Annotated in this window: 12 protein-coding genes and 1 riboswitch; of the genes, 8 read left to right on the top strand and 4 right to left on the bottom strand. The window is 69.7% G+C overall.

Annotated elements, in window-relative coordinates:
• Positions 1–10: 10 nt before the first annotated feature.
• The gene (nagA, locus tag OG819_RS15570; protein WP_266649913.1) at positions 11–1,156 is read right to left on the bottom strand and encodes an N-acetylglucosamine-6-phosphate deacetylase; all 1,146 of its coding nucleotides are present in this window, start codon (positions 1,154–1,156) and stop codon (positions 11–13) included.
• The gene (locus tag OG819_RS15575; RefSeq protein ID WP_266649915.1) at positions 1,156–2,112 is read right to left on the bottom strand and encodes an ROK family protein; all 957 of its coding nucleotides are present in this window, start codon (positions 2,110–2,112) and stop codon (positions 1,156–1,158) included. The genes nagA and OG819_RS15575 overlap by 1 nt, the downstream gene beginning before the upstream one ends.
• 210 nt (positions 2,113–2,322) lie before the next feature.
• On the opposite strand from OG819_RS15575, the gene OG819_RS15580 reads away from it, so the two are divergent.
• The 3 genes from OG819_RS15580 (at position 2,323) to otsB (ending at position 4,886) form a co-directional block, all read left to right on the top strand.
• Positions 2,323–3,546 carry an extracellular solute-binding protein gene (locus OG819_RS15580; RefSeq protein WP_266652697.1) on the top strand — a complete coding sequence of 408 codons (1,224 nt, stop codon included), beginning with the start codon at positions 2,323–2,325 and terminating at the stop codon, positions 3,544–3,546.
• A gap of 132 nt (positions 3,547–3,678) precedes the next feature.
• A complete protein-coding gene (locus tag OG819_RS15585) occupies positions 3,679–3,906 on the top strand; it encodes a DUF3263 domain-containing protein (protein ID WP_266433351.1) in 228 nt (75 codons plus the stop codon).
• Between the two features lie 104 nt (positions 3,907–4,010).
• Positions 4,011–4,886 carry a trehalose-phosphatase gene (gene otsB / locus OG819_RS15590; protein ID WP_266649917.1) on the top strand — a complete coding sequence of 292 codons (876 nt, stop codon included), beginning with the start codon at positions 4,011–4,013 and terminating at the stop codon, positions 4,884–4,886.
• 20 nt (positions 4,887–4,906) lie between these two features.
• Here the strand turns inward: otsB and OG819_RS15595 are convergent, their stop codons facing one another.
• Both OG819_RS15595 and OG819_RS15600 read right to left on the bottom strand, forming a co-directional pair.
• A complete protein-coding gene (locus OG819_RS15595) occupies positions 4,907–6,304 on the bottom strand; it encodes a trehalose-6-phosphate synthase (protein ID WP_266625829.1) in 1,398 nt (465 codons plus the stop codon).
• A gap of 137 nt (positions 6,305–6,441) precedes the next feature.
• The gene (locus OG819_RS15600; protein WP_266583401.1) at positions 6,442–7,386 is read right to left on the bottom strand and encodes a glucosyl-3-phosphoglycerate synthase; all 945 of its coding nucleotides are present in this window, start codon (positions 7,384–7,386) and stop codon (positions 6,442–6,444) included.
• Positions 7,387–7,565: 179 nt separating this feature from the next.
• Positions 7,566–7,713, top strand: a riboswitch (SAM riboswitch).
• Between the two features lie 17 nt (positions 7,714–7,730).
• Here OG819_RS15600 and thrC point away from each other — a divergent pair.
• The 5 genes from thrC to OG819_RS15625 all read left to right on the top strand — a co-directional run bounded on the left by thrC (position 7,731) and on the right by OG819_RS15625 (position 13,460).
• Positions 7,731–9,059 carry a threonine synthase gene (gene thrC, locus OG819_RS15605; protein ID WP_266625826.1) on the top strand — a complete coding sequence of 443 codons (1,329 nt, stop codon included), beginning with the start codon at positions 7,731–7,733 and terminating at the stop codon, positions 9,057–9,059.
• Between the two features lie 65 nt (positions 9,060–9,124).
• Positions 9,125–9,400 (top strand): MoaD/ThiS family protein, encoded by a 276-nt coding sequence (locus OG819_RS15610; RefSeq protein WP_266433361.1) that lies wholly within the window; start codon positions 9,125–9,127, stop codon positions 9,398–9,400.
• 460 nt (positions 9,401–9,860) lie between these two features.
• The gene (locus tag OG819_RS15615; RefSeq protein ID WP_019057200.1) at positions 9,861–10,067 is read left to right on the top strand and encodes a cold-shock protein; all 207 of its coding nucleotides are present in this window, start codon (positions 9,861–9,863) and stop codon (positions 10,065–10,067) included.
• Positions 10,068–10,412: 345 nt separating this feature from the next.
• Positions 10,413–12,035 (top strand): chaperonin GroEL, encoded by a 1,623-nt coding sequence (gene groL, locus OG819_RS15620; protein WP_266433365.1) that lies wholly within the window; start codon positions 10,413–10,415, stop codon positions 12,033–12,035.
• Positions 12,036–12,335: 300 nt separating this feature from the next.
• Positions 12,336–13,460 carry an NADH:flavin oxidoreductase gene (locus tag OG819_RS15625; protein ID WP_266649920.1) on the top strand — a complete coding sequence of 375 codons (1,125 nt, stop codon included), beginning with the start codon at positions 12,336–12,338 and terminating at the stop codon, positions 13,458–13,460.
• The last annotated feature ends 24 nt before the right edge of the window (positions 13,461–13,484 follow it).

A 13,484-nucleotide genomic window follows, 5' to 3' on the forward strand; every position in this document is an offset into this window, starting at 1 on the left:
AAGGGGTGAATCAGCCCAGTTGGGGATCCACCACCCAGGTTCCCTTGCGCATCACGCCCTTGAGGGTGAACTCCGCGTCCAGGACCACCAGGTCGGCGTCCTTGCCCGGCTCCAGCGAGCCCACCGTGTCGTACAGGCCGAGCAGGCGGGCCGGGTTGGCGGACAGGGCCGCGACGATGTCCTCGACCGGCAGCCGGTCGACGGTCACCGCCCGCTGGAAGGCGCGGTCGAGGGTGAGCGTGGAGCCCGCGATCGAGCCGCCCTCCACCAGCCGGGCGACACCCTCGCTGACCTCGACCTCCAGCGGACCGAGCAGATAGCGGCCGTCGCCGAAGCCCGCCGCGTCCATGGCGTCCGTGATGAACGCCACCCGGTCCGCGCCCGCGTGATGGAACGCCAGCTGGAGCGCGGCGGGGTGGAGGTGGGTGCCGTCGTTGATCAGCTCGACGGTGATCCGCTCGTCCTCCAGGAGGGCGGCGATCGGGCCGGGCGTGCGGTGTCCGAGCGCGGGCATGGCGTTGAACAGGTGCGTGGCGACGGTCGCGCCCGCGTCGATGGCCTCCACCGTCTGCTCGTACGTCGCGTCCGTGTGCCCGATCGCCGCGATCACCCCGTGCTCGGCCAGCAGGCGTACGGAGTCGATGCCGCCCGGCAGCTCGGTGGCGAGGGTGACCATGCTGGCCCGGCCGCGCGCCGCGTCGATCAGCTTGCGGACGTCGGCCGGGTCCGGGTCGCGCAGCAGCTCCTCGGAGTGCGCGCCCTTGCGGCACGGCGAGATGAACGGGCCCTCGAAGTGGATGCCGGCGATGTCGCCCTGCTCGGCCAGCTCGGAGAGCAGCCCGGCGCGCTGGGCCAGGCCGTCCATGTCGCCGGTCACGGTCGAGGCGACGAGGGTGGTGGTGCCGTGCAGTCGGTGGGTGTGGACGCCCTGGAGGACCTCCTCGACGGTCCCGGAGGTGAAGGAGGCGCCGCCGCCGCCGTGGTTGTGGAGGTCCACGAAGCCGGGGACGAGCCAGTGGCCCGAGAGGTCCAGTGTCGGCGCCGACGAGGGCGCGCTGCCGGTGATGCGCGCGCCGTCGACGATCACGCGGCCGTCGTCCACGACTCCGGTGGGCAGTACCACCCTGGCACCGGCGAGAACCGTTCTAGGGGCCATCAGGTGGTTACCTCCGAAGTCGGTTGGGAAGTGGTCGGCTGATTCAGCAGGTCCCAGGCCAGCAGGCCCGCGCCCAGGCAGCCGGCCGTGTCCCCGAGAGCCGCGGGGACGAGGGGCGGCAGTTTCTGGAAGGTGACGCGCCGTTCGACGGCGGCCCGTAGCGGTGTGAACAGGGTTTCCCCGGCCTCGGCGAGGCCGCCGCCGATGATCAGGGTGCGTGGGTCCAGCAGGGTGAGCGCGGTGACGAGTCCGTCGGCGAGCGCGTCGACGGCGTCCTGCCAGACCTTCCGTGCCCGGGGATCCCCGGACTCGACGGCCTTCGCGCAGTCGGCGGCGTCCGCCTCCGGGTCCCCGGAGGCCTCGGCCCAGGCCTGGCTGACGGCGGCGGCGGACGCGTACCGCTCCAGACAGCCGTGCTGCCCGCACGGACACGGGATCCCGCCGGGGCGTACGACGACATGGCCGATCTCGCCCGCGAAACCGTGCGCGCCCGCCTCGACGCCGCCGTCGATGCCGATCGCGCCCGCGATGCCGGTGCCGAGGGGGACGAACAGGAAGCGGTCGGCCCCCTGCCCCGCGCCGATCCGGCCCTCCGCGAGCCCGCCGGTGCGTACGTCGTGCCCGAGCGCCACCGGCACCCCGCCCAGCCGGTCGCCGAGCAGCCGGCGCATCGGGACGTCGCGCCAGCCCAGGTTGGCCGAGTACACCGCCACGCCCTCCTCGGCGTCGACGATGCCGGGGACGGCGACTCCGGCGGCCGCCGCGGACTCGCCGAGGTGGTGCTCGCCGTACGCGCGCAGCTCGACCGCGAAGTCGAGGATCGCGTCGACCACGGCGTCCGGACCGCGCTCGCGGCCGGTGGCGCGGCGGGCCTGGTGGAGGAGCTCGCCCTCCGCTCCGACCAGGGCGGCCTTCATCCCGGTGCCGCCCACATCGAGGGCGATGACATGTCTCACGGGGGACAGTGTCTCCCCTTACCCCAGGAGAGGTCTAGTCCACTCGCGTGGTGTAGACCTTGTATCCGCATTCCGAGACGGATGCAACGGACGCAGAAGCAAAGACGGGCAGCCTCTGGACAGGGGCGGCCAGGGGTTGGGAGAAGCGCGGTGCAGCGGCGTAGGGCAGGGCGTAGGACGGTACTGATCGCGGCGGGGTCCGCCCTGGGCATGACGGCGACCCTCGCGGGCTGCGGCAGCTCGGGCGGTTCCGGGGACGTGACCCTCAGACTCGTGGCCGCCGACTACGGGGACTCCAAGGCCAACAGTTCCCAGAAGTACTGGGACAAGCTCGTCAAGGGGTACGAGGCCGACCACCCCGGGACCAAGGTCGAGGTCAGCGTCTACCCGTGGACCGAGGTCGACCGCAAGGTCAAGGAGATGGTCGAGCAGGGCGACGCCCCCGACATGGCGCAGATCGGCGCGTACGCCGACTACGCCGCCAAGGGCCAGCTGTACAAGGCCGAAGAGGTGCTCTCCATACCCGTCCAGGCCGACTTCGTCGCGCAGCTCACCGACGCGGGGAAGGTGAACCGGGTGCAGTACGGCATGCCGTTCGCCGCCTCCACCCGGCTGCTCTTCTACAACAAGAAGCTGTTCTCCGCCGCGGGCCTCAGCGCGCCGACGACGTGGAGCGAGCTGGCCGCCGACGCGCAGGCGTTGAAGGCCCGGGGAGTGAAGATCCCCTACGCGCTGCCCCTCGGTCCCGAGGAGGCCCAGGCCGAGACCATGCAGTGGCTGCTGAGCGGTGGCGACGGCTACACCGACGACGTCGGCACCTACAGGCTGGACTCCGCGCAGAACGTCGCCACCCTCACCTGGCTCAAGGACGATCTGGTCGGCAAGGGCCTCACCGGACCGGTCGCGCCCGCGAAGCTCAACCGTGCCGACGCCTTCGCGGCGTTCGCGCGCGGCGAGGTCGGGATGCTCAACGGGCACCCCACGCTGATGAAGATGGCCGCCGACAAGGGTGTGAGGTTCGGGATGGTGCCGATGCCCGGGGCGAACGGGAGGTCCCGGGCCACGATGGGTGTCGCCGACTGGATGATGGCCTTCAAGAAGAACGGCCACCGCGATCAGATCGGTACGTTCCTCGACTACGTCTACAGCGAGAAGAACGTGCTCGCCTTCTCCCACGAGTACGACCTGCTGCCGGTCACGGCGTCCGCGTCCGAGACGATGGCGCAGGACAAGAACGACGCGGACCTCGCCCCGTTCCTGGACGAGCTCCCCTCCTCCCAGCTCTATCCGGTCGGCAAGACGTCCTGGGCCGCTGTCAGCGCCGACATCAAGAAGCAGATCGGCAAGGCGGTCTCCCCGGACGGCAGCCCGTCCGGCACCCTCGGCTCGCTCCAGCAGACGGCGACCATGACCGACACCGCCGCGGGTGAGTGACGTCGGTCCGACCCTATGTGTGCCGGCAGCCGTGAGCACTTAAGCGCTTAAGTGCTCACGGTTGCCGAGGAGCGTGTCCCTGCCGGCGGATTCGCCGACAGCATTGTCAGCGGCGGGAGCTACGGTGCGGTCATGGACGAACTGAGCGGGCGGGAGCGGGGGATCCTCGCCATGGAGCGGCGTGGGTTCACCGGGCCGGGCGCGAAGGAACGGGCGATACGCGAGCAACTCGGCCTCGCCCCCGTCCGCTACTACCAACTCCTCAACGCCCTCCTCGACGACCCCCGTGCCCTCGCCCACGACCCGATCACGGTGAACCGCCTCCGCCGGATCCGGGACACCCGCCGCGCGGAACGCTGACACCGGCTTCCTGGGGGCGGGTTCTTCGGCCGCGGTGGGACGGCGGGGTGGTGTGACTCGGTGAGCCGTGGGTGCGCCCGGGGCCGCGCGGATAGGGTCGGAGCATGGGCAGCCACTCGGAAACCCCGGAATCCCCGGACGTCACGGAACCCTTGCCGACACCCGTGACCCCCGCCGGACGCGACGGCCTCGACGCCGTCCTCACCCGGCCCGACCGGGCCGTCATCGCGCTCGACTTCGACGGAACACTCGCCCCCATCGTCGCCGACCCGGAACAGGCCCGCGCCCACCCCGACGCGGTGCCCGCCCTGGCGGCCCTCGCCCCGAAGGTCGCCTCCGTCGCCGTGATCACCGGCCGCCCGGCCGGAGTGGCGGTCCGCCACGGCGGCTTCGCGGGCGTCCCGGGCCTCGACCACCTCGTCGTCCTCGGCCACTACGGCGCCGAACGCTGGGACGCCCGCACCGGCACCGTCAACGCCCCCGCCCCGCATCCCGGCGTCGCCGCCGTCCGCGCCGAGCTGCCCGGGGTCCTCGACAGGGTCGGCGCCTGGCACGGCACCTGGATCGAGGAGAAGGGCCGCGCGGTCGCCGTCCACACCCGCCGCGCACAGGACCCCCAGGCCGCGTTCGAGGCACTGCGCGAACCTCTCGCCGACCTCGCCACCCGCCACGGCCTGATCGTCGAACCCGGTCGGATGGTCCTCGAACTCCGTCCCCCGGGCATGGACAAGGGCGTCGCCCTCCTGGAGTACGTCCGCGAGGTCCACGCCGAAGCCGTCATGTACGCCGGCGACGACCTGGGCGACCTCCCCGCCTTCGCCGCCGTCGACAAACTCCGCTCGGACGGCGTCCCGGGCCTCCTGGTGTGCAGCGGCAGCGCGGAAGTCACCGAACTGGCCGAACGCGCGGATCTCGTCGTCGACGGCCCGGCGGGAGTCGTACGCCTGCTGACGGCATTGGCGACTCGCCTGGACGGTTGATCCCCGGGCGGACCCCCGACTCAGCCCTCCAACTCCCGCAACTGCTCCAAAAACCACTGCGCCGGAGGCAACGCCGTCGCGGCGGCGGCCAACCGTTTCGTACGCTCCGCCCGCTCTCCCACCGGCATGGCCAGCGCCGCGTCCAGCGCCCGCGCGGTACCGACCACGTCGTACGGGTTCACCACCACCGCGTCCTCGCCCAGCTCCTCGTACGCCCCCGCCTCCCGCGAGAGCACCAGCACGCACCCCTCGTCGGAGACGACGGGCACCTCCTTGGCGACAAGGTTCATGCCGTCGCGGATGGGGTTGACGAGGGCGACGTCGGCGAGCCGGTACGCGGCCAGGGAGCGGGCGAAGTCGTCCTTGACGTGGAGGACGACGGGGGTCCAGCCCGGCGTGCCGTACCGGGAGTTGATCTCGGTCGCCACGCGCTGGACCTCGGCTGTGTAGTCGCGGTAGACGGCCAGGTCCTGACGGGAGGGGTAGGCGAAGGCCACGTGGACGACGCGCTCGCGCCACTCCGGGCGGTCCTCCAACAGCTGCCGGTACGCCAGCAGGCCCCGCACGATGTTCTTCGACAGCTCGGTCCGGTCGACCCGCACGATCGTCCTGCGGCCCTCGCCGATCTGCTCCCGCAGCGCGGCCATGCGGTCCGCGACGTCCGCCTCGTGCGAGCGCCTGCGCAGGAAGTCCGCGTCCGCGCCGAGCCCGTGCACGCCGATCCGGGTGGCGCCGAGCCCGCCGACGAGCGCGTCGCAGCAGGCGGTGAACGCGTCCGCCCAGCGGTGGGTGAGGAAGCCGAGCCGGTCCGCGCCGAGCATGCCGCGCAGCACCTGTTCGGCGATGTCGTCGGGCAGCATCCGGAAGTAGTCGACCGGGGCCCAGGGGGTGTGCGAGAAGTGGCCGATCCGCAGGTCGGGGCGGAGCGCGCGCAGCATTCCGGGGACGAGGGTCAGGTGGTAGTCCTGGACGATCACCGCCGCGCCCTGCGCCGCCTCCGTGGCCAGCGCCTCGGCGAAGGCACGGTTGTACACCTCGTACGACGCCCACTGGCGCCGGAACTCCGCGTCGAAGACCGGCTCCAGCGGGGTCTGGTACAGCATGTGGTGGACGAACCACAGCACGGAGTTCGCGATGCCGTTGTACGCGTCCGCGTGCACGTCGGCGTCGATGTCCAGCATCCGTACGCCGTCCTCGGCGACCCCGCGCCGGACCGCCTCGCGGTCGCCGTCACCGAGCGCCGAGCACACCCACAGGGCCCCCGCGTCCGGCCCGATCGCGGAGAGACCCGAGACCAGCCCGCCGCCACCGCGCTTGGCGCGCAGTGAGCCGTCCTCGTGGACCTCGTAGGTGACCGGGCCGCGGTTGGACGCGACGAGGATGTGGTGGGCGCCTTGCGTTGAAGCGGGGGAAGCCATGCATCGAAACCTAGCCCGGCGTCGAAACGCTCAAACGTTCCCTTCAGCCGTATGCCGTCCGCAGGCCGGTGGGGGCTTGTCGCGCCCACGCGGCGGAGCCGCATATGTCACAGCCTCGCGCCCCTGACGGGGCGCTGCTACGCCGCCCTTCGTTTCTGGTACTCGGAGATTTCGACCATTGGCGGACGTTCCTCCGTGTCCACCGAGTATGTGCGCGGCTCGAAACCGTCCCCGCCGCGTTCGAACTGGGTGAGGGCCGGGCGGATCAGGTGGCCGCGGGCCAGCCGGAGCTGGGCCGTGCGGTAGATCGCGGCGGACATCCGGCCCAGCGCCTGCCCGTCCTGGTGGCGGTGCTTGCGCACCCCCACGTCGACCTGGGCGAGCGCGTCCAGGCCCACCAGGTGCAGGGCGTCGACGAGCATGCCCAGCTCGATCCCGTACCCGACGGGGAAGGGGAGCTGTTCGAGCAGCGAGCGGCGGGCCGCGTACTCCCCGCCGAGCGGCTGCACGAAGCCGGCCAGCTGCGGCCAGTGCATGTTGAGGAGGGGGCGGGCCATGAGTTCGGTGACCCGGCCGCCCTGACCCGCCGCACCACCGAGCGGACGGTCGTACATCGCCTTGACGAGGTCCACACCGGGCTCGGTGAGCAGCGGCCCCACGATCCCCGAGACGAAGTCCGAGGAGAACTCCTTCAGGTCCGCGTCGATGAAACAGACGATGTCCCCGCTCGTCACGAGGAGGGAACGCCACAGCACCTCGCCCTTGCCGGGCACGGTCGGGATGCGCGGCAGGATCTCGTCCCGGTGCACCACGCGCGCGCCCGCCGCGGCGGCCACCTGCGAGGTGCGGTCGGTCGAGCCCGAGTCGATGACGACGATCTCGTCGACGAGGGGCACCTGCTGCATCAGGTCGTGGCGGATGATGGCGACGATCTCGCCGACCGTCTCCTCCTCGTTCAGCGCGGGCAGCACGACGCTCACCGAGGAGCCGGTGGCCCGTTTGGCGGACATGATCTGGTGGAGCGGGCGATCGGTCACGGACCAGGAGCGATTGCTCAGCCAGCGCTCAACTTCCTTCAGCACAGTCTGCGGCTCCTCACTGTCTGATCACCCGGTGTCTCACGGTGTGATCCATCTCGCGGTTCGGACGACTCTCTCAACTGTCCTGGCCTTCGGTTACAGTCTTGAACAACGCGGATGACCATCGCATGTCGTAGATCATTCGCGGACCACCGCGCCACCCGCACGACACAACCGAATACCGCTCATCCAGAGGGGCAGAGGGATACGGCCCGATGAAGCCCCGGCAACCCTCCAGCTGGTTCTTGTCACATTGATGTGGCGAGGCTCCCGGCTTGGGAAGGTGCCAAATCCGTCTCACGGCGAAGTGCGTCGTGAGGAAGATGAGGAGAAAGGGCCTCGCCTCCATGGCTGCGCAGACTGTTGCAAGTTCGACTGTTGCAAGCACCACGAACCCTGTCGCGGGCGACACCACCACCGTAGCCGGTGTGGATCTCGGACCCGCCGCCGCGCTTTCCTGCCGTGAGTGCGGGCACCGCGTGCCGCTCGGCCCGGTTTTCGCCTGCGAGGAGTGTTTCGGCCCGCTGGAGATCGCGTACGACTTCTCGGCGTACGAAACCGAAGAGCTCCGGGCGCGCATCGAAGCGGGCCCCGCGAACATCTGGCGCTACGCGCCGCTGCTCCCCGTCCCGGCCGACGTCGCCGACAAGCCGAACATCAACCCCGGCTGGACCAAGCTCGTCAAGGCCGACAACCTCGCCCGCGAGCTGGGCGTCGAGGTCGGCAAGCTCTTCGTCAAGGACGACTCCGGCAACCCGACGCACTCCTTCAAGGACCGCGTCGTCGCCCAGGCCATCGAGGCCGCCCGCGCGTTCGGCTTCACGACCCTCTCCTGCTCCTCCACCGGCAACCTCGCCGGCGCCGTGGGTGCCGCCGCCGCCCGCGCCGGCTTCCGCTCCTGCGTGTTCATCCCGCACGACCTGGAGCAGGGCAAGATCGTCATGGCCGCGATCTACGGCGGCGAGCTCGTCGGCATCGAGGGCAACTACGACGACGTGAACCGCTTCTGCTCCGAGCTGATCGGCGACCCGGCCGGTGAGGGCTGGGGCTTCGTCAACGTCAACCTGCGGCCGTACTACGCGGAGGGGTCCAAGACCCTCGCGTACGAGATCTGCGAGCAGCTGGGCTGGCAGCTCCCCGACCAGCTGGTGATCCCCATCGCCTCCGGCTCCCAGCTCACGAAGATCGACAAGGGGCTGCAGGAGCTGATCAAGCTCGGACTGGTCGAGGACAAGCCGTACAAGATCTTCGGTGCCCAGGCCGAGGGCTGCTCGCCGGTGTCCGTCGCCTACAAGGCCGGCCACGACGTCGTACGGCCCCAGAAGCCGAACACCATCGCCAAGTCGCTCGCCATCGGCAACCCGGCCGACGGGCCGTACGTGCTGGACATCGCGCGGCGCACGGGCGGTGCGGTGGAGGACGTCAACGACGAGCAGGTCGTCGACGCGATCAAGCTGCTCGCCCGGACCGAGGGCATCTTCGCGGAGACCGCCGGCGGGGTGACCGTCGGCGTGACGAAGAAGCTGATCGACAACGGGCTGCTGGACCCGACGCTGACCACCGTCGTCCTGAACACCGGGGACGGCCTGAAGACGCTGGACGCGGTGGCCGGGACGGGACTGACGGCGACCATCCGTCCCAACCTGGACTCGTTCCGAGAGGCCGGCCTCGCGTAGGGCTTGGCATATCCAGCAACGCCCCGCGCCCCTACGGGGCACCATCCGACCGGAGGTCACAAGGAATGAGCGTCAACGTCCGCATCCCCACCATCCTGCGCACCTACACCGCTGGTCAGGCCGAGGTGACGGCCGAGGGTGGGACCCTCGGCGAGGTCATCGCGGACCTGGAGAAGAACCACACGGGTATCGCCGCGCGCGTCCTGGACGACCAGGGCAAGCTGCGCCGGTTCGTCAACGTGTACGTGAACGACGACGACGTCCGCTTCGAGCAGGGCCTGGAGACGGCGACGCCGGACGGCGCGGGAGTATCGATCATCCCCGCCGTCGCCGGTGGCTGACCATCGGGCGGGGCATTACACAGGGTGAGATCATTACCCTCGGTAATGCCAATCACCGAGAGTTCATCGAATTGCCCCCTCCGTGAGAGAAGCGGAGGGGGCAATTCTGTATGGTTGAGCGCGGTACAGTTGGGGAAGTCGCTCCATTTTGCACGCCGGGTGCATATGAGTTCGCGCCCGAAGTCCGGCAAGAAGTAGCCAAAGTGCCCCGCGTTTTTGAGCCTTATATGGCATTTATGGGGCCCGACTTGCCCTGAATCTTCGCGAATTCTCCCTATATTCCCGATCGGTCGTGCCCGGAATTCTCGTCCGATTGACCTGTTGCAGACGGCAGTTGGACAGATACATTCAGCCGCGGTCGACGCGTTCCGGCGCACACCCCCAACCGTTGGGGGGTGAGGTCTGACCCGGGTCCGCGAAGTGCGGTCCTGTGCAAGGGCCAGTAATAGGGGAGTTAGGCATGGCTCAGGGCACCGTCAAGTGGTTCAACGCGGAGAAGGGGTACGGCTTCATCGCGGTCGACGGTGGTGCGGATGTATTCGTCCACTACAGCGCGATTCAGATGGACGGCTACCGCACCCTGGAAGAGGGTCAGCGGGTCGATTTCGAGATCTCGCAGGGCCAGAAGGGGCCGCAGGCGGACATGGTCCGACTGGCGACCAGCTGAAGCACGCGCCGACTGACTGTTCGACGTGACGAAGGGCTCGTATCCCCTGGGATACGAGCCCTTCGGTCTGCCCCGCCCGCGGGTGTGGGTCCGCTTGCGCACCGGCGCGACGCGCGGGTCGCGCGCCCCTTCTCACCTGCGGATCAAGGTGAGGCGCTTGCACTCGGCAGGGGCGAGTGCTAATCATTGGCGTTAGCACTCTGAAGGTGAGAGTGATAACGAAGGACCGGGTGGGTGAGGTCCGCAGGCCAGGTGGTGCAAGGAACCACGGGGCAGGCAGGCCGTCCGTCGCGGGCGCCAGCGCGGTCCGGAGCAATCCACCCCAGTCCGGGAGGACCACTTCACATGGCCAAGATCATCGCGTTCGACGAGGAGGCACGGCGCGGTCTCGAGCGCGGGATGAACCAGCTCGCCGACGCCGTCAAGGTCACCCTTGGCCCCAAGGGCCGCAACGTCGTCCTCGAGAAGAAGTGGGGCGCCCCCACGATCACCAACGATGGTGTTTCCATCGCCAAGGAGATCGAGCTCGAGGACCCGTACGAGAAGATCGGCGCCGAGCTGGTCAAGGAAGTCGCCAAGAAGACGGACGACGTCGCCGGTGACGGTACGACCACCGCGACCGTTCTCGCCCAGGCGCTCGTCCGCGAGGGCCTGCGCAACGTAGCCGCCGGCGCCAACCCGATGGCTCTCAAGCGCGGTATCGAGAAGGCCGTCGAGGCCGTCTCCGGTGCCCTCCTTGAGCAGGCCAAGGATGTCGAGACCAAGGAGCAGATCGCTTCCACGGCCTCCATCTCCGCCGCCGACACCCAGATCGGCGAGCTCATCGCCGAGGCGATGGACAAGGTCGGCAAGGAAGGCGTCATCACCGTCGAGGAGTCCCAGACCTTCGGTCTGGAGCTGGAGCTCACCGAGGGTATGCGCTTCGACAAGGGCTACATCTCGGCGTACTTCGCCACCGACATGGAGCGTATGGAGGCCGTCCTCGACGACCCGTACATCCTGATCGCCAACTCCAAGATCTCCAACGTCAAGGACCTGCTCCCGCTCCTGGAGAAGGTCATGCAGTCGGGCAAGCCGCTGCTGATCATCGCCGAGGACGTCGAGGGCGAGGCCCTGTCGACCCTGGTCGTCAACAAGATCCGTGGCACCTTCAAGTCCGTCGCCGTCAAGGCCCCGGGCTTCGGTGACCGCCGCAAGGCCATGCTCGGCGACATCGCCATCCTCACGGGCGGCGAGGTCATCTCCGAGGAGGTCGGCCTCAAGCTGGAGAACGCGGGTCTGGACCTGCTGGGCCGCGCCCGCAAGGTCGTCATCACCAAGGACGAGACCACGATCGTCGACGGCTCCGGCTCCGCCGACCAGGTCGCCGGCCGGGTCAACCAGATCCGCGCCGAGATCGAGAACTCGGACTCGGACTACGACCGCGAGAAGCTCCAGGAGCGCCTGGCGAAGCTGGCCGGCGGAGTGGCCGTCATCAAGGCCGGTGCCGCCACCGAGGTCGAGCTCAAGGAGCGCAAGCACCGCATCGAGGACGCCGTTCGCAACGCGAAGGCGGCCGTCGAGGAGGGCATCGTCGCCGGTGGTGGCGTGGCCCTCATCCAGGCCTCCTCGGTCTTCGAGAAGCTGGAGCTGACGGGTGACGAGGCGACCGGCGCCAACGCCGTGAAGCTCGCCCTGGAGGCCCCGCTCAAGCAGATCGCCGTCAACGGTGGTCTCGAGGGTGGCGTCATCGTCGAGAAGGTGCGCAACCTGCCCGTCGGCCACGGTCTGAACGCCGCGACCGGTGAGTACGTCGACATGATCGCCGAAGGCATCATCGACCCGGCGAAGGTGACCCGCTCTGCCCTGCAGAACGCCGCCTCCATCGCCGCGCTGTTCCTGACCACCGAGGCCGTCATCGCCGACAAGCCGGAGAAGGCCGCCGCGGCCGCTCCGGGCGGCATGCCGGGCGGTGACATGGACTTCTGATCGACCTCTGGTTGATCACTGTCCTACGTTCCGAGGGCGGTACCCCCACTCCCAGGGGGTGCCGCCCTCGGGCGTGCCCGGGGTCACACGCGGAGGCCAAGGGCCGTGGAATGCGGCGGCGGAGAGGGCGGTTGTGGCCCAGAGTGCGGTGAATACGCATGCGCACGCACACACATGCCCACTCCCCGCCGGCCGACCTGTCCGACCATCCGCATCGATCATCCGCATCGTTGTCCTTCGACCTCGATGCCTCCGACTTCGATGTCCTTCGTCCTTCGACCCCTCCGAGGAGCCCCCCACGTGACGCTCGACGCCCCCGACTCCCGCGCGGCCGAGATCCTTTCCCGCCCCGTCTCGCTGAACGGCCTGACCGTCCCGAACCGGATCGTGATGGCACCGATGACCCGGCAGTTCTCCCCGGGCGGCGTCCCCGGTGAGGACGTGGCCCGGTACTACGCCCGCCGTGCCGCCGCGGGCGTGGGCCTCATCGTCACCGAGGGCACATACGTCGGCCACGACTCGGCCGGGGAGAGCGACCGCGTCCCGCGCTTCCACGGCTCGGAGCAGCTCGCGGGCTGGACGGAGGTCGCCGACGCGGTGCACGCGGCCGGCGGCGCGATCGTTCCGCAGCTGTGGCACATCGGCATGGTGCGCAGGGAAGGGCGGCCGCCGTACGCCGACGCCCCCGCGGTCGGCCCCTCGGGCATCCGTCTCAACGGCACCGAGGGCACCGGCAAGGCCATGACCCAGGCCGACCTGGACGAGGTCATCGTCGCGTTCGCCGAGGCCGCCGCCACCGCCGAGCGCATAGGCTTCGACGGCGTCGAACTGCACGGCGCGCACGGATACCTGATCGACCAGTTCCTGTGGGCGGGCACCAACCGGCGTACGGACGCGTACGGCGGCGACCCCGTCGCCCGTACGAAGTTCGCGGCGGAGATCGTCGCCGCGGTGCGTGACTCGGTCTCGGCGGACTTCCCCGTCCTCTTCCGCTACTCGCAGTGGAAGTCGAACAACTACGACGCCCGGCTCGCCGAGACCCCTCAGGAGCTGGAGGCCATCCTGACCCCGCTCGCCGCCGCCGGCATCGACGCCTTCCACGCCTCCACCCGCCGCTACTGGCTCCCCGAGTTCGACGGCTCCGACCTGAACCTCGCGGGCTGGACCAAGAAGATCACCGGCAAGCCCACCATCACCGTCGGCTCGGTCGGCCTCCAGAGCGACTTCATCAAGGCCTTCGCGGGCGAGGGCTCCGCGGTGGCGTCCCTCGACAACCTCCTCGAGCGACTGGAGCGCGACGAGTTCGACCTCGTCGCCGTGGGCCGCGCTCTCCTCCAGGACCCGGAGTGGGCGGCGAAGGTACTGGACGGACGGTTCGAGGAGCTCGGGTCGTACGACCCGAAGGCGATGAGCACCCTCAGCTGAGCCTCGGGCCGACCTGTCCGAAAT

The sequence above is a fragment of the Streptomyces sp. NBC_01549 genome (assembly GCF_026339955.1).
GTDB lineage: Bacteria > Actinomycetota > Actinomycetes > Streptomycetales > Streptomycetaceae > Streptomyces.